Consider the following 21,370-nt stretch of genomic DNA (forward strand, 5'->3'; position numbering starts at 1 on the left):
CATCTCCTACTTACACCTAGTCAACTGCTACGCAGTCAATTTAAGGCGGGTATCTATAGCAAAAAGAGGCGGTGCAAGCAAATACTGAATCGCAAAGTTATCGTCAATGTGAAGACGACATCATTTTTTCTCTTAATTGATAAAATCAATAGCGGAAATCAGCTTCATTCCAGTATCGCTCAGTTCAGCTTTGTAGCAGAGAACTTCCACTCCAGCGTCTTGTGCTTGTTTGAGTAATAGTGAATATTTCGCGTCTATATGGTGCGCCGCGGATACTTTTTCAATACCTGAATGTAAAACAGTGAATAAAAGTATGGCTCTACTTCCATTTTGTGCCATTTCTGTGAGCTCTCTCAGGTGCTTTTGTCCCCGAGTCGTGACCGCATCTGGGAAGTATCCTTGTCCAGTAGAGTCGGTCTCATCAAGAAGAGTGACGCTTTTCACTTCTATATAGCACTTTGGCTTGTTGTCTGCGCTGAGCAAGATATCAATTCGGCTATTTTCATTACCGTATTTCACCTCAGTTTGAAGTGTGTCATAACCACAAAGCTCTGAAATGACATTATTTTCAATAGCCTCAACGGCTAATTGGTTGGCGCGCGCGGTATTGATACAAATGCGGTGGCCTTGTTCGGTTTCACTCAACTCCCAACTATTGGGATATTTTCGTTTCGGGTTGTCGGAAGTGGAAAACCAAACTTTGTTTCCCGGTGTCGCACAACCTGTCATAGCACCAGTGTTTGCGCAGTGGATAGTACGAATTTCACCTGTATCGAGTTCGATATCGGCAAGAAAGCGTTTATAGCGTTTGAGTAGAGTGGCGGACTCTAAAGCGGGTGTGAAATGCATTTGCTTATTTAGACAAAAATTTTTTTATGTACAATGTTGCCACCATTACACCATAAGGTATTTCCTTTGTCACAATTGCCGATTGAAGCCGTGATGCCTGAGTTGCTGACGGCGGTCAAAAATCAACATCAAGTGATCTTAAAAGCGGCGCCTGGTGCCGGTAAGTCGACCTACTTCCCTTTACAGCTCCTCTTAAACCATTCGGTTGTTGGAAAAATCATCATGCTCGAACCAAGACGACTCGCGGCGCGTAACATTGCCCGTTATCTTGCTGAGCAATTGGGAGAACAAGTTGGTCAACGCGTGGGTTATCGAGTTCGCGGCGAGGCAAAGGTAAGTTCTGCAACGCAGTTGGAGATCGTGACTGAAGGGATCATGACTAGGATGATTCAAACTGACCCTGAACTGGATGGTGTTGATCTGCTGATCTTTGATGAGTTTCATGAACGCAGCATTCATGCCGATACCGCTTTGGCATTCAGTTTAGAAGTTCAAGAGGCATTGCGAGACGATCTCAAGCTGGTGGTAATGTCGGCAACGCTTGATCAACAAGCCTTACAGTCGTTGTTGCCGGAAGCCAGTTACATTGAATCAGAAGGACGCAGTTTCGACGTAGAAATGCGTTACCAACCGTTAGGTGTGAATGATCATTTACCTACGAGTATGGCAAAAACAATAGAAAGTCTTATGAACAAAGAGTCCGGCTCTTTGTTGGCTTTCCTACCGGGCGTAGGGGCCATTAAACAAGTCGAAGAACGTTTATCTCATTTGGCGGATGATATTGAAGTGTGTCCGCTTTATGGGCAACTGAGCTTTACTGAGCAACAAAAAGCCATCACGCCGGCAGAACACGGCAAGCGTAAAGTCGTACTCGCGACCAACATCGCAGAAACTTCACTGACGATTGAAGGCATTCGCCTAGTGGTTGATTCTGGGTTAGAGCGTATTGCCCGGTTTGATTTGAAAAACGGTTTAACACGCTTAGAGCAAACACGCATTGCACAGTCTTCAGCGATTCAGCGTGCAGGACGAGCGGGACGAATAGAAGAGGGCATTTGTGTTCGTCTTTATTCTGAAAGCCAGTTCAAGCAGCAACCGCTGGTTCCCCAACCTGAAATTTTGCATTCCGATCTATCGAGCTTAGTCATGGAGCTGGCCTTTTGGGGAGCGAGTGATATCCACGATCTCAAGTGGCTTGATGTTCCCGCTAATGCGTCATTGGAACAAGCGAAGCAGCTACTGGTGTCATTGGGACTACTGACGGAAAAAGGGCAATTAACGTCCGACGGAAAACAGGCGCATGAACTAGGCGTTGAGCCTCGTGCGGCTGCGATGCTAATTAAAGCGCAATCTTACAGTGATAAGATGTTAAATGCTGCTTTGGCGGCGGTCGCACTGATTGAAGAGCCAGAAAGAAACGTCACCAATATCGCTCATAGTTTGCATCGTTGGCTTGTTGGTACTCATCCAAAAAAGTCGATGTTGTTCAAGCGTGCTCAATCTCTGGCGTACAAATTAGATACGGTATTTGACCTGAAAGGCGTGGATGAAGAGGCATTACCGCTGGTGTTAAGTTTGGCATTTCCAGATCGCATTGCGCAGCAGCGCACAAATCAATTTGGGCGATTTACTTTGGCTAATGGTCATGGTGCAGAATGTCGTCAGGAAGACATGCTAGGTGGCTGTGAGTATTTGGTTGCCGTTGACTTAATGCGTTCTCATTCTAACTCCAGTCAAATTCATTCGGCATGTGAATTGGATGTCAATATATTGCGAGCGACCTTTGAAGCGCTATTTTCGTCTGAAGAAGTTGTAGACTGGGATGAAAAAAGAGGGCGTCTAATGGCTGAGAGACAAACAAAACTCGGTCAGCTGGTGGTTGAACGCGAGCCTTTGCCAAGCCCTGGCAAAGAAAAAATGACACAAGCTTTACTCACGTATGTCCGCCGCCAGGGCTTACAGAGTCTAAACTGGACACCGGCAGCGGAGAGCTTGTTGGCTCGGATTCGTTGTGCGGTGGAATGGTTACCCGAGCAATCATGGCCAATGTTTGATGAAGCCAGTTTGTTGGATTCATTAGAAGAGTGGTTAGAGCCGTACATGACGTCCGTCAGTTCGGTTAACGATTTGAGCAAGATAAACTTGGTCGAAGCGCTGAACGCTCGATTAGGTTGGCCACTCAATCAACAACTGGATGAATGGTTACCAGAGCATTACCAACTGCCTACAGGTTCAAAGAAGCGTATCCGTTACCAGTATGGCCATGAGCCGAAATTATCGGTGCGTATGCAAGAGGTATTTGGTGAGAGTGGCTCCCCTACGGTAGCGCTTGGTCGTAAGCGTTTGGTGCTTGAACTGCTTTCGCCAGCACAACGTCCGCTGCAAGTGACGTCTGACTTGGCGGCTTTCTGGAATGGAAGCTATAAAGACGTCCAAAAAGAGATGAAAGGGCGCTACCCAAAACACGTTTGGCCAGATGATCCTGCCAATCATGTAGCAACTACGAAAACAAAAAGACAATTGAATAATGACTAACAGCAAGAAGCCTAGCGCGAAAAAAGCGCCAGCGAAGAAAAGTACAACCAATAAAGGAACGACAAAACCGACTCGACGCACACCGAGTAAAAAGCCGGCTAACGAGAAACGTTCGTGGCTGAAAGTTTTGTGGTCATTTAGCTGGAAAGCCGGTGTTGCGCTTGCCGCTGTTTTGCTGTTTGTGGGTATTTATTTAGACAGTGTCGTGAAAGAGCGCTTTGAAGGTCAGCTGTTTGAACTGCCAACGGTGGTTTATGCTCGCATCTTGAACTTAAATCCGGGTGAAAATATCACCATTCAAGAACTTCGTAACGAGCTGGATGTACTGAATTACCGTAAGGTAAGTCAGCCTCACTACCCTGGAGAGTACTCATCTTCTTCCACTCGGATTGAATTGATTCGCCGTCCATTCGAATTTGCCGATGGTCCTGAACCGGATCGTCACGTGATGCTCCATTTTTCAGATTCTGGCTTGCAGCGTATTCAGTCTTTAGAGTCCCGAGGTGATCTTGGTTACTTACGCTTAGAACCGAAGATGTTGGGGATGCTGGAGAAAGATCAAGATGAGCAGCGTCTGTTCTTGCGTCGTGATCAGTTCCCAGAAATTTTAGTTGATGCACTGCTTGCCACCGAAGACCGGGATTTTTATCAACACGATGGGGTGTCTCCACTCGCGATTGCACGAGCAATGGTTGCAAACATTAAAGCGGGTCGTACTGTTCAAGGTGGTAGTACGCTAACTCAGCAGTTGGCGAAAAACCTGTTTTTGACCCGTGATAAAACGCTGTGGCGCAAAGTTAGAGAAGCGTATATCGCGTTAATTTTGGATTACCGTTACAGCAAAGATCGTATTTTAGAAGCCTACCTTAACGAAGTGTATCTAGGGCAAAGCGGCGGTGAAGCGATCCACGGGTTTGGCTTGGCATCGCGTTATTACTTTGGACAACCGATCCAAGAGCTGCGAATCGATCAACTGGCGATGTTAGTTGGGATGGTAAAAGGACCGTCTTACTACAATCCAATTCGTTACCCCGAGCGCACGAAAGAGCGCCGCGATCTTGTATTACGTTTGTTGATGCAGCAAAACATGCTGACATCTGAGCAGTATGAGCAAGCCGTCAGTCGTTCGCTTGATACGCAGAGCAAACCACGTATCGCGAGCCGTCAGCCCGCTTATTTCCAGCAATTGAGCATTGAATTGAAAGAAAAAGTGGGGGAGCGATTTAAAGCGGAAACCGGACTGCGCGTGTTTACGTCTCTGGATCCGGTATCGCAAAGCAAAATGGAGCAAGCCATCGCGAAAAAGATCCCGGAGCTAGCTAAACGAGGCGGTAAAGAATTGGAAGCTGCCGCTGTTGCGGTTGATCGTCATAGTGGTGAAATCCGTGCCATGGTTGGCGGTAAACGTGTTGGTTATGAAGGTTTTAACCGCGCGCTCAATGCCAGTCGTCCAATTGGTTCTCTAGTTAAACCAGCGATTTACTTGACGGCTTTAGAACAACCGGAAAAATATAACCTAGGCACGACGCTGCACGACACGCCGCTAAGCCTGAAAAGCAGTAAAGGTAATGTATGGACACCGCGTAACTACGACCGAAAATACCGTGGTGATGTGCCACTCTACATTGCTTTAGCGAAGTCACTCAACGTGCCAACTGTGCGCTTAGGCATGGCGCTTGGTATCCCAGAAGTATCCGATACTTTAGAGCGTTTGGGCGTCAACAAAGACGAAATCCGCCCAGTGCCTTCGATGTTTTTGGGCTCGTTTTCTTTGACGCCGTTTGAAGTCGCGCAGATGTATCAGACACTGACGAACTCAGGCAAACGTGCGAAACTGACCGCTCTGCGTTCAGTGATGGATATGGAAGGTAATGTGCTTTATCAATCCTTGCCTCGTTCATCAAGAGCCGTGGATGAGCAAGCAGCATGGCTAACGACCTACGCGATGAAACAGGGGGTTGCTCAAGGTACAGGCCGCTTCTTACAAAGCCAGTTTGGTTGGGCTGCACTGGCAGGAAAAACGGGTACCAGTAACGATAACCGCGATAGCTGGTTTGTCGGTGTTGATGGCCGTGAAGTGACGACAATTTGGCTAGGCCGCGACGATAACAAACCGGTTCATCTAACGGGATCGAGCGGTGCATTACGAGTGTACGCAGAGTATTTGAAGCAACGCATTCCTGAGCGTTTAGAGCTTCCATGGCCAAGAGAGATCACCACGTTAGGATTTAAGCCGACATCAGATGGTGGTTTAGAAATGAACTGTCGCAGTGATTATAAACTGCCAGTTTGGGATAAAACGGGTCAAATAAAGCAGCAGTGTGAGAAGAAATCAAACTGGCTTAACAGCTTATTTGATTGGTAGCATCGCCAAATCAACAACATTAGCTTGTCTCTCTGGTCAATTCTTAGTACATATTAGGGCGTGTTAGTGCGGTGCTGCTAGCACGCCCTACTTGATAAGAAATTCAACAAAGGAAGAAGTGAATGTTCAAAAAGCTGTTATCAAGCCCGTCGACTCGCCATTTCGCGCTTTGGGTTAGTGCCTTTTTGATCACCACTCCTTCAGTTTCCCTCGCCAACTCTCTAGCAAAAACGGATGACGTGGAGCCTCGTCCAAAGGTGGCAGTTGTGCTCGCCGGTGGCGGAGCAAAAGGCGCTGCGCATATCGGCGTCCTCAAAGCGTTAGAAGAGATGCAGATCCCGGTCGATATCGTAACGGGCACCAGTATGGGCGCTTATGTTGGTGGTCTCTATGCAACGGGGATGAGCGCTGATGAAATTGAAAGTTTTATCTACACCGTCGATTGGAGCAGTGGTTATCGAGATCGTGTCGACCGTAGTCAACGCCGAGTTCGTGATAAAGAGTATGAAGACCGCTATCAAATTAACACTGACCTCGGCTTAAGATTTGGTGAGGTTCGTGCCCCAACGGGTGTCGTGCAAGGCCAGAACATGTTGCGCGTATTGCGTGAGACTACAGGGAACTTAGGGCGATTCGATTCTTTTGATGATCTTGCCATTCCTTATCGCTCTGTGGCGACAGATATTCTTGCGCTAGAGGAAGTGGTTCTTGGCAATGGCTACCTTGTGGACGCCATGATGGCTAGCATGTCTGTACCAGGAGCGCTTCCTCCCTATAAGCTCAATGGCCATATGCTTGTCGATGGCGGCGTGGTCAATAACATGCCTGTCGATGTGGCTCGCGCCATGGGGGCTGATGTTGTTATTGCTGTCGATATTAGCACCGACTACAAAACCGAAGATGAGTTTACCGGGCTGTTTACTGTAGCGGATCAACTTTCTAATTACCTAGTTCGTCGCAGTACGCAACAGCAAGTGGACGAGCTTGAACCACAAGATATTTATATTCGTCCCAATGTGGGCACCATGGAAACGGTCGAGTTCGACAAAATGCCTTGGGCTTTTCAAGCGGGCTACGATATTACCAAGCAGCTTGAAGATAAGCTGCTTGGTCTAAGTTTATCGAACGCAGAATACCAAAAGTACATTGATCACAAGCAAGAGGTACGTAAGACGCTGGTTTACGGTGATAAACGCATTGTTGATGACATTGTGATAGTGAATAACACCCACTACAGTGATGTATTACTTACCAACCGTATCCAATTGAAAACAGGTCGTCGTATTCCAACGGCTGAAATAGAAAAAGCCGTTGAAAATCTCTATGCGTTGGATCGTTTTGAGTTAATCACTTACCACTTTGAAGATGTTGATGGTAAGACATTGTTGGTTTTTGATGTTAACGAAAAGTCGTGGGGGCCGAATTACGTTAACTTTCGATTTTTCCTTGAAGATGACTTCGATACGGATAGCCAATACGGCATCGGTATGTCGACCAATTTTACTAATTTAAACTCGCATGGTGCAGAGTTGGCGTTCAACGTAGAAATGGGCACGGATAAGCTGATAGAAGCTGAGTTGTATTCGCCTGTTTTATCTAGCCAAACGCTTTTTGTTGCTGGCCGTGTTGGATACAGCAGTGAAGATAGAAACTTACCTTTTACCGAGTTTGAAAACCCGGACCTCAGCTCAGTTAACGACTTCTTACCCGTTTCCTATAATGACTTTGCTTCAGAACTGGCGATTGGCATTCAACCTACGTTATGGCAAGAGTTGCGCCTTGGTGCTCGTTACTCTACAGGAGATATTGAGCTGTCTACCTTGGCCTCGGCAGGGCAGCTAGACTTCGAGCGCAAAGGTATATTTGCGAGCTATCGACTCGATACGCTTGATGATTTTGCATTTCCTACTCGCGGACTGCTGGTCGATCTTGAATATTTCGTATCCCATGACAAGAGTCCGGAAGGTATCACTCTACTCGACACGGAAAAGATGATTGAAGATACCGTGTATGAAATCTCCGCGCGATTCAAAGGTGCGGTCAGTCATCAGCGTCATACTTTAGTCGGACATGCAGAATATAGCTTTGTAGAAAGTAAAAATTCATCGGTTCCGCTTGACCCGAGAGAGTTAGGCGGCTTTTTAAACCTATCTGGTATCCCAAGAAATAGCTTGATTGGACAGAACCTGTTTTTTAGTAGCTTGGTGTACCGATACAAATGGTTCGACAATGACTTTGGACTATTTGAAGCGCCAGTCTACCTAGGTGCATCAGTGGAATACGGTGGAGTGTGGTCAGATAATGATCTGAAGCTGAATGAAGCGCCACTTTACAATGCTGGCTCTATTTTCTTTGGTGTTGACTCACCAATCGGGCCAATTATGTTGGCTTATGGTCGTACTGAGCAGGATATGGATGCTGTGTATTTGATCGTAGGAACGTCGTTTAATTAACCGGGTATAAGAAAGCAAAAACTTGGCATATTTGGTCAAAATTAGCAGAACTTTAGTCGTAAGTTGCTATGTTGGTCAAAATGATAAGATTTTAATTTAAGGTTAAATTTGCTATTATTTTGCCCACAGTTTGGCCTCTACGGCGCTGTTTCTCAATCATAATTGAATGAAAACAAGGGCAATGGAGAGCCAAGTTTCCAAGGATGTTCACTCCTTTACTTTAACAATAGTAATAATAGAGGAGGAACCGCAATGAGAGGAAAAAGTCGTGCTTGAAGCCTACCGTAAACACGTCGAAGAGCGTGCTGCTGAAGGAGTTGTTCCTAAACCGCTAGACGCAGAACAAGTTGCTGGACTTGTAGAACTTCTGAAAAATCCCCCGCAAGGTGAAGAAGAGTTCATTCTTGACCTACTTGAAAACCGTATCCCTCCAGGTGTTGATGAAGCTGCTTATGTAAAAGCGGGTTTCCTAACAGCAGTAGCAAAAGGTGAAGTTAAATCACCATTAGTGAGTCGTGAAAAAGCGGCTGAACTGCTAGGCACTATGCAAGGTGGTTACAACATCGAGCCGCTAGTTGAGCTACTTGATGACGAAGCACTGGCAGAGATTGCTGTAGAAGCATTGTCTCATACACTTCTGATGTTTGATGCTTTCTATGATGTAGAAGAGAAAGCAAAAGCAGGCAATGCGCATGCACAGAAAGTACTTCAGTCATGGGCTGATGCTGAGTGGTTCCTTTCTAAGCCTAAGCTTGAAGAAAAAGTCACTCTAACTGTATTTAAAGTAACAGGTGAAACGAACACGGATGACCTTTCACCTGCACCTGATGCTTGGTCTCGTCCTGATATCCCAGTGCACGCACTTGCGATGCTGAAGAACGAGCGTGAAGGCATCAATCCTGATCAACCGGGCAATATTGGTCCGATCAAGCAAATTGAAGAATTGAAAGAAAAAGGTCACCAATTGGTTTACGTTGGTGATGTTGTTGGTACTGGTTCTTCACGTAAATCTGCAACCAACTCAGTTCTTTGGTTCATGGGAGATGATATCCCTTACGTTCCAAACAAACGTGCTGGTGGTTATGTGCTTGGTGGTAAAATTGCACCTATCTTCTTCAACACAATGGAAGATGCGGGCGCACTACCAATCGAAGTCGACGTGACTAAGCTCAACATGGGCGATGTTATCGATGTTTACCCATATGAAGGTAAAGTTTGTAATCACGAAACAGGTGAAGTTTTAGCTGAGTTCTCGCTGAAAACGGAAGTACTGATTGATGAAGTTCGTGCTGGCGGTCGTATCCCATTGATCATCGGTCGTGGTTTGACAGACAAAGCGCGTCAATCGCTAGGTCTTGAGCCTTCGGATGTATTCCGTAAACCTGGTGAAATCGCAGATTCTGGCAAGGGTTACACGCTTGCACAGAAAATGGTTGGTAAAGCGTGTGGCGTAGAAGGCATTCGCCCTGGTACCTACTGTGAGCCGAAGATGACGACAGTAGGTTCGCAAGATACTACCGGCCCTATGACTCGTGATGAACTTAAAGACTTGGCGTGTTTGGGCTTCTCTGCTGACCTTGTCATGCAGTCTTTCTGTCACACCTCTGCGTATCCAAAACCAGTAGACGTAAACACGCACCACACACTTCCGGACTTTATCATGAACCGCGGTGGCGTATCTCTTCGCCCGGGTGACGGTATTATCCACTCATGGCTAAACCGTATGCTACTACCGGATACAGTTGGTACTGGTGGTGACTCACATACTCGTTTCCCGCTAGGTATTTCATTCCCAGCAGGTTCGGGTTTGGTTGCCTTTGCTGCTGCGACAGGCGTTATGCCACTAGATATGCCTGAGTCAATCTTGGTTCGCTTTAAAGGTGAAATGCAACCGGGTATCACACTACGTGACCTTGTTCATGCCATCCCTTACTACGCGATTCAGCAAGGTCTACTAACGGTAGAAAAAGCGGGCAAGATCAACGAATTCTCTGGCCGTATCCTTGAGATTGAAGGCCTAGAAACGCTAACAGTTGAGCAAGCATTTGAGCTTTCTGATGCTTCTGCTGAGCGTTCTGCGGCAGGTTGTACTGTGAAACTGTCGCAAGAGTCGATCGAAGAGTACCTAAACTCTAACATTGTAATGCTGAAGTGGATGATCTCTGAACGTTACGGTGACCGCCGTACTATCGAACGTCGTATTACAGCGATGGAAGAGTGGCTAGCAAATCCTGAGCTGATGCAAGCGGATAAAGACGCTGAATATGCACATGTAATTGAAATCGATATGGCTGAAATCAATGAGCCAGTACTATGTGCACCGAATGATCCGGATGACGCTCGCTTGTTGTCTGAAGTACAAGGCACAGCGATTGATGAAGTGTTCATCGGTTCTTGTATGACTAACATCGGTCACTTCCGCGCTGCTGGTAAGCTGCTAGATAAGTTCAACGGACAGCTTGCAACTCGTCTATGGATCGCTCCGCCAACGAAGATGGACAAGGATCAGCTAACGGAAGAGGGTTATTACGGTATCTTTGGCCGTGCTGGGGTTCGAATCGAAACACCAGGATGTTCACTGTGTATGGGTAACCAAGCGCGTGTTGCAGACAAATCAACAGTGATGTCTACCTCAACGCGTAACTTCCCGAACCGTCTAGGTACTGGTGCGAATGTTTACCTGTCGTCTGCGGAACTAGCTGCCGTAGGTGCAATCCTTGGTAAGATTCCAACTAAAGAAGAGTACTTGGAGTATGCGAAGCAAATTGATGCAACCGCTACAGATACTTACCGCTACTTGAACTTCCATAAAATGGATCAGTACACCAAGAAAGCGGATGAAGTGATCTTCCAAGAGCCTGCATAAGTTTAACTGCACAATTAAAAAGCACCTCAAACGAGGTGCTTTTTTTATGGGCGCAATTCGCTATACTCCGCACCAAATTGATACGAAAAGGCAATCTCGATGGAATTTGAATTCATCCGTAACACGTTAATGGGCGAGTACTACGTAAAATGCAGCATGGGGCATGAGATTGTTGGGCGCTGGCTGCAAGAAGAAATTGGCAAAGATCCTATGAAGATTGCTCAGGTTGAAAAGTTAATTGAGCAGTCATTTTCAGCGCCTTCTCAAGAGCATAACCTAACAGGTACAGAAATTAGCTTGATGATTCTGGGCGATGAAGTCCTAGTGCAAGAAAACGCATTGGCCCATGACCATGATGTTGAGATGGAAAGTGAATTCGATTTCTACAATGCAGAAAGTACAGCAAGCTGTGGAATAGAGGACTTCATGATTCTTATCGAGCGATGGAAAGACTTTTTGAACATTTAGTGCACAGTTTTGGGTAACTTTCCTTCTGTTGCTTTAAATTTGTGAAAAGGGCGCACCGATATGGTGCGCCCTTTTTGTTTATAGATATGTAAATTGACGTTAGTTTTTATTATTCAATGACTTAAAAACTTGGCACGTAGATTGGATTATTAGAAGTGTTTCAGGATGAAAGCTTCGGAGAGAATTGAATGAAAATAATCAATGCCATTATTAAGCCGTTTAAATTAGACGATGTGCGAGAAGCATTGGCTAACGTCGGTATCGAAGGGATGACGGTATCAGAAGTTAAAGGGTTTGGTCGTCAAAAAGGCCACACGGAACTGTATCGCGGCGCTGAGTATCAGGTCGATTTCCTACCAAAAGTGAAAATTGAAATCGCTACTCACGCGGATAATGTTGAGCGAGTGGTTGAAGCGATTACAAAAGCTGCGCAAACAGGAAAGATTGGTGACGGTAAAATTTTTGTCTACGACCTGAACCAAGCGGTGCGTATCCGAACGGGCGAAATGGACGCAGAAGCACTTTAAGAATTCAAGGGATTGGAGAAACTTATTATGGAATTAACAACAACAGTAACCGAGTTACGTTACGCACTTGACACCTTTTTCTTCCTCATTTCCGGTGCGTTGGTAATGTGGATGGCAGCTGGTTTTGCGATGCTAGAAGCGGGTCTTGTGCGATCTAAGAACACAACAGAAATTCTTACGAAGAACATCTGTTTGTACGCAATTGCATGTACGATGTTTCTGATCGTTGGATACAACATCATGTATGTCGACAACGGGGAAGGAGGCTGGTTACCTTCATTTGGTGCGCTGATTGGTACTCAAGGTGAAGGGGCTGATCACTCTCTAGAATCTGACTTCTTCTTCCAAGTCGTCTTCGTTGCAACGGCAATGTCTGTCGTTTCTGGTGCGGTGGCTGAACGTATGAAGCTTTGGTCTTTCTTGGTTTTCTCTGCGATTTTGACCGCATTTATCTACCCAATGGAAGGTTATTGGACATGGGGCGGTGGTTTCCTAGCAGAAGCTGGATTTAGCGACTTTGCAGGTTCAGGTATCGTACATATGGCTGGTGCTTCTGCAGCTCTCGCTGGTGTATTGCTTCTTGGTGCTCGTAAAGGTAAATATGGAAAAAACGGTGAAATCTACCCGATTCCAGGTTCAAACATGCCTTTGGCAACACTAGGTACTTTCATCCTTTGGTTTGGTTGGTTTGGGTTTAACGGTGGTTCTCAGTTGATGGTTTCAGACTTTGAGAACGCAACAGCGGTAGGTCAGATCTTCCTAAACACCAACGCAGCTGCTGCTGCAGGTGCTATTGCGGCGCTATTTGTATGTAAAACGACTTGGGGCAAAGCGGATTTAACGATGATTCTCAATGGTGCGCTAGCTGGCTTGGTTGCTATCACCGCAGATCCTCTATCACCATCGCCATTATATGCAGTTGCTATCGGTGCAGTATCTGGCGCGCTAGTCGTATTCAGCATCATTGGCCTAGATAAACTAAAAATTGATGACCCAGTCGGTGCGATTTCAGTGCATGGTGTTTGTGGCTTCTTTGGTTTGATGGTTGTGCCACTAAGTAACGGCGATGCTACATTCGGTGCGCAGCTTTTAGGTGCAGTCGTTATCTTTGCTTGGGTATTTGGTGCCAGTCTAGTGGTGTGGGCTATCTTGAAAGCAACCGTTGGAATTCGCGTCACGGAAGATGAAGAAATGGAAGGTATGGACATGCATGATTGTGGCGTCGGTGCGTACCCAGAATTTGTCACTGTGAAGTAATCAATAGCCTGTAATAAATAGTTACACTCTCAACATATAAAAACCTGCTCCGATGAGCAGGTTTTTTAATATTTGTCATTGTCTTCTTATTGAACATACATATAATAACGCAACTGATAAACGTTATCATTAGCATGGTAAAGGATTAAACAATGAAAAAACTGCTAACTCTTTCAGCATTAACTTGCGCAACCTTAGCTCCAACAGCAATGGCTGCTGAAGAAGTGAACGTCTACTCTTACCGTCAACCTTTCCTAGTTGAGCCTATGTTCAACGAGTTCACTAAAGAAACTGGCATCAAAGTAAACGTAAAATTTGCTAAAAAAGGCTTAGCAGAAAAGCTAGCTCAAGAAGGCGAGTACAGCCCAGCTGACGTTATCCTTACGACAGACATCAGTCGTCTAGCTGAACTGACAAACAAAGGTTTAGTTCAGAAAGTAGATAGCAAAATCATTGAAGAAAACGTACCAGCTCAATACCAAGATAAAGAGAATGAGTGGTTTGCCCTAACTCTACGTTCACGTAGTGTTTACTCTTCACGTGATCGCGTAGGTAAACTAGGCGCAGATTTCAACTATGCAGATCTAGCTAAGCCAGAGTTCAAAGGTAAAATTTGTACTCGTAGCGGTAAGCACCCGTACAACGTTTCTCTAGTTTCAGCAATGATTGCTCACAATGGCGAAGCAGAAACCAAAGAGTGGTTAGAAGGTGTGAAAGCAAACCTTGCTCGCAAACCACAAGGCAACGATCGTGCACAAGTTAAAGCGATCAAAGAAGGCCTATGTGATGTTTCTCTAGGTAACAGCTACTACCTAGGTAAAATGGTTAACGACAAAGAGCAAAAAGCTTGGGCAGATGCAGTTTACATTAACTTCCCTAACCAAGAGACTACAGGTACTCACGTAAACATCTCTGGTATGGCGATGGCGAAGTACTCTCCAAACAAAGACAATGCTGTGAAGCTAATGGAATTCCTAACGGGTGACAAAGCGCAGCAGATGTACGCAGAAGTTAACTACGAGTACCCTGTTAAAGAAGGCGTGAAGCGTTCTGAACTTGTGGAATCTTGGGGTGACTTTAAAGCAGACAAGCTTTCTCTAGACGATATTGCAGCCAACCACGAAGCGGCAATTAAGCTATTAGACGAAGTGAAATTTGACCTTTAATTCCTTGTGGGGGTATAACAGTACCCCCATTTGATTAAAGGATATGAGATGTATTTGCAACAGCATTTGTATTTCATACAGCCTTGCAGTAATTAGGCGATGAAAGATAAACACTCTTTATGGAAAACCAGTAGTGGGGTAATAACTCTGTTACTGGTTTTGCCGATCTTAGCGATCTTCTACACCGCAATTGGTGAAACGGATGATTTGTTTGCCCATTTAATGGCGACAGTCATGCCGACTTATATTTTTAACACGGTTGCGCTCACTATTGGCGTAATGGTGTTGTCCTTAATTCTTGGTATACCAAGCGCTTGGATAATGGCCATGTGTAAACTGCCGACCGAAAAATGGTTGCAGTGGGCATTGGTGTTACCTCTTGCGATGCCAGGTTATATCATTGGTTATATTTTTACTGATTGGTTTGATTTTGCTGGTCCAATTCAGATCTTTTTGCGTGATGTAACCGGATGGGGACCTGGCGAGTATTGGTTCCCTGATATTCGCACCTTGCCTGGCGCGACCTTTGTGTTGGCTTTAGTGCTGTACCCTTACGTGTATTTGCTGTGTCGAGCTGCATTTATGGAGCAAAATGTCTCTTTGTTGCAAAGCGCGCGTTTGCTCAAGTGCTCTCCATGGGAAAGCTTTTGGCGCATCTCGATGCCACTAGTGCGACCTTCTATCGCTGTGGGTTTGTCGCTGGTCGCAATGGAGACCATCGGTGACTTTGGTACTGTAAGTTACTTCGCTGTGAATACGTTAACCACAGCGGTCTACGATACTTGGTTGGGGTACTCTAATCTTAATGCAGCAGCCAAGATTTCAGCCATGATGCTTGTCATTGTAGTACTGCTTCTCAGTGCCGAACGCTACAGTCGTCGTAAACAAAAGCTTTTTCAAAGCCAATTTAACAGTCACGAAGATTTTCGTTATGAGTTGACGGGCTGGAAAAAGTGGACCGCGCTGGTTTGGTGTTGGGGCTTGGTTTCGGTCGCGTTTATTTTGCCATTACTACAGCTGATTGATTATGCGATAACTTACTTTGCGCAGAGTTGGACCCCCGAGTTTCGTGAATACGCATGGAATAGTTTGGTCGTGTCGGTTATTGCCGCCATTATTGGTGTTGCTGTCGCACTGATCGTTAACTTTACCCATCGCGTCAATGGCAAGCGCGAAAGCTTGGCATTTATGCGTCTTTCTTCGATGGGGTATGCAGTGCCAGGAACCGTATTAGCGATTGGTGTGATGGTCGCAGTACTATTTATGGATCACCGCGTCAACGACCTTGCTAAAGCCATGGAGTGGGGAAGACCGGGACTTATTTTTTCTGGCTCCATGTTCGCCCTGGTTTTTGCCATGGTTGTGCGCTTTTCAGCGGTGGCGATTGGTAGTATCGAAAGTAATTTAAATAAAATTTCGCCTTCGTTAGATATGGCGTCTCGCACCATGGGTTGTAAGCCTAATGCCATGCTGTGGCGTGTGCACTTTCCGCTGGTTAAACGTGGTGCACTGATTGCGGCTCTGTTAGTGTTTATCGAGTCGATGAAAGAGCTCAATGCGGCTCTATTACTTCGTCCATTTAACTTTGAAACACTAGCCACATACGTTTATAACTTCGCCTCGGATGAGCATTTAGAATTGGCCGCTTTGCCTGCGGTTCTGTTGGTTCTTGTTGGGTTGATCCCGCTTGTTGTTGTTAACCGTTCACTGGAGCAAAATCACTGATGAGCTGCGCATTATCAATTAAAAACCTAACTTGCCAATATGATGATCAAACCGTACTCGAATCATTGTCTCTTGAGGTGGAGCAAGGGCAAATTGTCTGTTTACTAGGTGCAAGTGGTTGCGGAAAAACAACACTATTAAAAGCCGTTGCGGGATTATTGCCGTTAACGTCAGGCGAAATGAGCTTAAATTGCGTCACGATTGATGATGGGGAGAACTGGTTGCCACCAGAACAGCGTAATATCGGGATGATTTTCCAAGATTATGCGCTTTTTCCTCACCTGACGGTGGAGCAAAATATTGCCTTTGGCTTAAAGCATTACTCGACAAAAGAGAAAAATGGCAAAGTCCAAGAGATGCTCGAGCTCGTGCATTTGCAAGGCTATGGCGATCGTTATCCTCATCAATTGTCTGGAGGACAGCAGCAGCGTGTTGCGATTGCTCGCTCATTAGCTTACAGCCCAGACTTATTGTTGCTGGATGAGCCGTTCTCTAATATTGATACGCAAGTTCGCCATGAGTTGATAAGTGAGATCCGTAAGATTTTTAAGGCGCAAGGCGTGACTGCCATTTTTGTTACGCATAGCCGTGAAGAGGCTTTTGCCTTCGCTGATAAAATGGCAGTGATGAACAATGGTGTTATCGAGCAATATGGCACGGCATCTGAGCTTTACTACCAGCCCTCAAGTAAGTTTGTTGCGGATTTCTTAGGTGGTGGTAGCTACCTGGCCGCTAAACGAGTTTCGGATTCAGAATATGAAACCCACTTGGGTGTGGTTGAAGCCACAGCCCAACAAGAGATCCCAGTGCAGTCTGAATGCTCTTTGTTGCTAAGGCCGCAACATGTACAAATTCAATCCGATGAAGAGAGCTCAGTAACGGTGCTGGAGCAGCACTTTATGGGCGACCACTGCCGTTACGTGATTGATGCGAATGGCGACCGTTTGTTGGCTACAGCATCGCAGGCATTAAATATTGGTGAGTCTGTTGCTGTGAAAATTGAAACGCAGGGCGTGCTGGCATTCGCATAACGTTACTGGGTACCTTTACTATTCTCTTATGCCTGCCTACACACAATAAAAAAGCCCGGCAGTGATGCCGGGCAAGTATTCTTCCCCTTAGCGACAGCTTGAATTACATGACAAGCGTAGCCGAAGTGCTCGAAGCGGGCACAAGGTCAGTTATAAAGATAAGAAGTCTTTAAACTGTTGAAGAACACGTTCCGCAGTGTCCTTATCTTGCATTTCTGCAAAAATACGTAGTAACGGCTCAGTACCAGAGAAGCGTGCGATGATCCAACCGCCGTTCTTGAAGTAGACTTTCGCACCATCTTCATAGCTGACTTTTTCGATTTCAAACTCAAACTCAGGCAACTGCTTTTCAATATAAATTTTGTTGAACAGTACCTCTTTTTGCGCCGGTTTGAACTTGCAATCACCTTCTGCCATGTAGGCATAGCCGTACTTACCGTAGATTTCATCTAGCAACTCAGACAGCTTCTTGCCGGTTACTGAAATCATTTCAACTAACAAGCTAGACGCGAAGACGCCATCTTTACCTTTGATGTGGCCGCGAATGGTTAGGCCGCCAGAGCTTTCCCCACCAATCAGTGAGTCATCCGCTTCCATTTGAGAGCTGATGTGCTTAAAGCCTACTGGTACCTCAAAGCATTTTTCACCGTGGTCTTCAGCAATTTTATCGAGAAGATGAGTCGTCGCGATGTTACGTACCACGGAACCTGTCCAACCTTTGTACTCCAATAAGTAATAATAAAGTAGAATCAGGACTTCATTCGGATGAATGAAGTTACCTTTTTCGTCAATAATACCAAGACGGTCCGCATCGCCATCGGTACCGATGCCAATATCGTAACCTTGCTCTTTTACTAGGTGCATCAAACGGTAGAGTGTTGCAGCACTTGGCGAAGGCATTAACCCACCGAAGTCTGGGTTTTTTCCATCGTTAATCACATCAACGTCACAGCGGCCATTGATTAATACGGTTTGCAGCGCATTTTTTGCAACACCGAACATCGGGTCAATCAAAACGCGTAGGTTGGCTTTTTTGATCGACTCGATATCAATAAAGTTAATGATCGAATCTACGAATTCGTTCATCGGGTTGATAATTTGAATCAGCTTATCTTCAACCGCTTGTTCAAAATCGACACTTTTTACATCTTGTGCAGTGAGCGTATCGATTTGTGATTCGATTTTTTGGGTGATGATTTCATCTGCATCACGACCGCCTTCAATGAAGACTTTAATGCCGTTGTAATCGGCCGGGTTGTGCGATGCCGTAATACATGCAGAGTAAGCGCAGCCCATTTCCTTCGCTTTAAACATTACGATAGGCGTTGGAACAAACTTATCGATAAAGCTAACGACGATGCCGTTTGCTGCTAAAACTTCGGCAAACCAACGGCCAGCTTTGTCAGACAGAAAACGTCGGTCATAGCCAATGACAAAGCCGCGATCAGCAACAGATTCGTTATTCGTAATGTTTGCAACTGCTTGAGCAACCAAACGAACATTATCTTTAGTGAATTCTTCACCGATGAATGCGCGCCAACCGCCTGTACCAAATTTGATCATGATTCGAACCTCAATAACGGCGGCAATACACCGCGCCTTAAAATTTTGCTAGCGAGCCCAATGCACAAGCTAAAGAGCAAAAGTGCATTGGGGCATTTTTAAGCGATTAACCTAGTGTTACGATCACTTCGTTTACTGAACCTTCCGCTTGAACTGGTACAGAGGCACCATTTACTGCTTTACCGTTCACAGTAATCGACTTCACGCCTTTGCTTACTGAGTCTGGGTTAACGACTTTGATGTTGTAAGTTGCACCTAGCCATTGGCGAGTCACTTCGAAGCCCGGCCAGTCCGTTGGGATACATGGATCGATAGTCAGACCATCGAAGCCGGTACGCACACCAAGGATAAAGTTGGTAACAGCGAAGTAAGCCCAGCCAGATGTACCTGTTAACCATGGGTGGTTTGCACGACCGTGGTCTTGGTGGTCACGACCCATAATGAACTGAACGTATGAGTATGGTTCTGCAATACGTTTTTCGATGATGTCGTTCTGGTTGTATGGGTTTAGTGCATCGTAGAATTTCATTGCACGGTCACCACGACCCAGTTTCGCTTCAGCTACCCAAGCCCATGGGTTTGGATGCGAGAAGATTGCACCGTTCTCTTTTACGCCTTGGTAAACGCGAGTTACGAAGCCGATATCATCATTCGGTGTTGCAAAAGATGGTGAGTTTAGGTGAAGGCCGTACTCAGAGAAGAGGTTCTCGTCGACCGCGTCCATTGCCTTTTCACCGCGCTCTTGAGAAACCGCGCCAGACAGAACCGCTAGCGTGTTTGACTCAAGGTGTACACGACCTTCTTTTTGCTGCGCAGTACCGATCTTGTCGCCATTTTTCGTTAGACCACGGATATACCAGCCGCCTTCTTCGTCCCAAAGGTGTGTTTCACACGCTTCACGCACGTTTGCCGCCATCTCGGTGTACTTCTCAACGTCAGCGTCTTTGCCTAGGTATTTTGCAAGGTCGATGAACTCTTGTAGCGCCCAGAAGTGCAGGAAAGACACCATTGAAGACTCGCCGCCACCTAGGTTTAGACAGTCGTTCCAGTCGGCACGTAGACCTTTACAGATGCCCGTTTGACCCACGTATTCAGCAGAGAAGTCTAGCGCAGCTTTCATGTGGTCATACACGGTTGCATCACCACCATCCGCGTAAGGAATCACTTCGTCGAAGAAGCTGTGCTCACCGGTTTCCATCACGTATTTACAGATGGTTGGTACTAGCCATAGGTGATCATCAGAGCAAGTGTCTTCAATACCGTGGATCTTATCTTCATCGGACGGAGTAGGAACAACTGTTGGAGACTTAGATGGTTTAACATCTGCTTTTTCAGGATCGAACCAATCAGGATCGAATAGGTGTAGGCCGTAACCCGCTTTTACTTGGCCGCGTAGTAGGTCCACAATGCGCTTGCGTGTCATCGCTGGGTTTGCATGTGGTACGGAAATCGCATCCTGCGCGGTGTCACGGTAACCAAGACCAGTACGCCCGCCGACCTCAATGAACGAAGCAAAGCGAGACCAAACTACACACGTTTCTGCTTGGTATAGCGTCCAAGCATTGATCATGGTGTCTAGGCCTTCGTTTGGCGATTTCACTTGGAACTTGCCACAACGCTCATCCCAGTGTGCTTTGATGCCAGCAAATGCCTTGTCGACTTCTGCAAGGTCTTGGTACTTAGCACGCAAACGTTCACCGTTACCTTTACCGATACCCAGAATGTAAGCAAAGCGAACTTCTTCACCTGGTTGGATAGTAAACTGCTTGTGCAGAGAGCCACAGTGGTTGTAACACGTTTGCGCGGTGTTAAAACACTTACCTTGCTCTACTGCTAGTGGGTTTGCTTCGTCGCGGTATAGACCTAGGAAGCTATCACGTTGGCCGTCGTATGAATCTGGATCAAACGTTGACGCTAGGTAGTAGAAACCTTCGAAGTCGTTGGTGTTGTAGTACAGGTCGTATTCAATCACGCCTTCGTTGTATGACGTACCCGCAGAGTAGAGAGACATCTGATGGTTTTGGTTATCAGATTGAATGTGGCTGAATGAGAACTCAACAAATGAGAATGCGCTGATCGTACGCGGTTTGTCAGAGGTGTTCTTGATGACCACATCCCAAATTTCCGCGTCTTCGCCTTTTGGTACAAAGAGCGTTTTGGTTGCGCTAATGCCGCTGTATTCACATTTGAACTTAGAGTAAGACAAGCCGTGACGAACTTCGTAGTTTGCTTTGTCTAGGCTTTTCGCAACAGGTTGCCAAGAGATTGACCAGTAATCACCCGTCTCATCATCACGTAGGTAAACGTAGTGTCCTGGGCGATCGAATGTCGCGTTTGGACGGAATTTAGTAACACGGTTGTATTCTGGAGAGTTGTAGAACGAGTAGCCACCCGCGTTGTGCGAGATAACGGTACAGAATTTTTCTGTACCTAGGTAGTTGGTCCAAGGAGCAGGTACATCAGGGCGAGTAATGACGTATTCGCGATTCTCGTTATCGAAATAGCCGTATTTCATTTGTGTCTTTCCTTTTTACTAAGCTGCATCTGCAGCCAAAATTTAAAAAC

13 protein-coding genes are annotated in these 21,370 nt (G+C 46.0%); 10 read left to right on the forward strand and 3 right to left on the reverse strand.

Annotated elements, in window-relative coordinates; translation table 11 throughout:
• Window positions 1–132 precede the first annotated feature (132 nt).
• Window positions 133–849, reverse strand: coding sequence for a DNA/RNA nuclease SfsA (sfsA, locus tag MTR11_RS18370; RefSeq protein ID WP_005396723.1), 717 nt, complete (start codon window positions 847–849; stop codon window positions 133–135).
• A 66-nt stretch (window positions 850–915) separates the two neighbouring features.
• Between sfsA and hrpB the strand changes: the two genes are divergently transcribed.
• The 10 genes from hrpB to MTR11_RS18420 all read left to right on the forward strand — a co-directional run bounded on the left by hrpB (window position 916) and on the right by MTR11_RS18420 (window position 17,242).
• Complete coding sequence (gene hrpB / locus MTR11_RS18375; RefSeq protein WP_243328170.1) at window positions 916–3,384, forward strand: ATP-dependent helicase HrpB; 2,469 nt, start codon at window positions 916–918, stop codon at window positions 3,382–3,384.
• Window positions 3,377–5,749: a penicillin-binding protein 1B gene (mrcB, locus tag MTR11_RS18380; RefSeq protein ID WP_243328171.1), complete on the forward strand. Its 2,373-nt coding sequence runs from the start codon at window positions 3,377–3,379 to the stop codon at window positions 5,747–5,749. Before hrpB ends, mrcB begins: the two co-directional genes overlap by 8 nt.
• Before the next feature lie 122 nt (window positions 5,750–5,871).
• Window positions 5,872–8,202: a patatin-like phospholipase family protein gene (locus MTR11_RS18385; RefSeq protein WP_243328172.1), complete on the forward strand. Its 2,331-nt coding sequence runs from the start codon at window positions 5,872–5,874 to the stop codon at window positions 8,200–8,202.
• A gap of 268 nt (window positions 8,203–8,470) precedes the next feature.
• Entirely contained in the window at window positions 8,471–11,068 is a 2,598-nt protein-coding gene (gene acnB / locus MTR11_RS18390) for a bifunctional aconitate hydratase 2/2-methylisocitrate dehydratase (protein WP_243328173.1), read from the forward strand.
• Window positions 11,069–11,167: 99 nt separating this feature from the next.
• Window positions 11,168–11,536, forward strand: coding sequence for a YacL family protein (locus MTR11_RS18395; RefSeq protein ID WP_005396728.1), 369 nt, complete (start codon window positions 11,168–11,170; stop codon window positions 11,534–11,536).
• Window positions 11,537–11,724: 188 nt separating this feature from the next.
• A complete protein-coding gene (locus MTR11_RS18400) occupies window positions 11,725–12,063 on the forward strand; it encodes a P-II family nitrogen regulator (RefSeq protein WP_005396729.1) in 339 nt (112 codons plus the stop codon).
• 27 nt (window positions 12,064–12,090) lie between these two features.
• Window positions 12,091–13,320 (forward strand): ammonium transporter, encoded by a 1,230-nt coding sequence (locus MTR11_RS18405; RefSeq protein WP_046875065.1) that lies wholly within the window; start codon window positions 12,091–12,093, stop codon window positions 13,318–13,320.
• 152 nt (window positions 13,321–13,472) lie between these two features.
• A complete protein-coding gene (locus MTR11_RS18410; protein WP_005386566.1) occupies window positions 13,473–14,486 on the forward strand; it encodes a Fe(3+) ABC transporter substrate-binding protein in 1,014 nt (337 codons plus the stop codon).
• Window positions 14,487–14,585: 99 nt separating this feature from the next.
• Window positions 14,586–16,211 (forward strand): ABC transporter permease, encoded by a 1,626-nt coding sequence (locus MTR11_RS18415; RefSeq protein WP_005396731.1) that lies wholly within the window; start codon window positions 14,586–14,588, stop codon window positions 16,209–16,211.
• Window positions 16,211–17,242, forward strand: a complete 1,032-nt coding sequence (locus MTR11_RS18420; protein WP_005396732.1) for an ABC transporter ATP-binding protein — start codon at window positions 16,211–16,213, stop codon at window positions 17,240–17,242. Before MTR11_RS18415 ends, MTR11_RS18420 begins: the two co-directional genes overlap by 1 nt.
• A gap of 150 nt (window positions 17,243–17,392) precedes the next feature.
• Here the strand turns inward: MTR11_RS18420 and MTR11_RS18425 are convergent, their stop codons facing one another.
• Window positions 17,393–18,805, reverse strand: coding sequence for a phosphoglucomutase/phosphomannomutase family protein (locus tag MTR11_RS18425; RefSeq protein ID WP_053809216.1), 1,413 nt, complete (start codon window positions 18,803–18,805; stop codon window positions 17,393–17,395).
• A gap of 106 nt (window positions 18,806–18,911) precedes the next feature.
• A complete protein-coding gene (locus MTR11_RS18430; protein WP_243328174.1) occupies window positions 18,912–21,320 on the reverse strand; it encodes a GH36-type glycosyl hydrolase domain-containing protein in 2,409 nt (802 codons plus the stop codon).
• Between the last annotated feature and the right edge of the window lie 50 nt (window positions 21,321–21,370).

The organism is Vibrio sp. CCB-PB317 (assembly GCF_022808245.1).
Classification (GTDB): domain Bacteria; phylum Pseudomonadota; class Gammaproteobacteria; order Enterobacterales; family Vibrionaceae; genus Vibrio; species Vibrio diabolicus.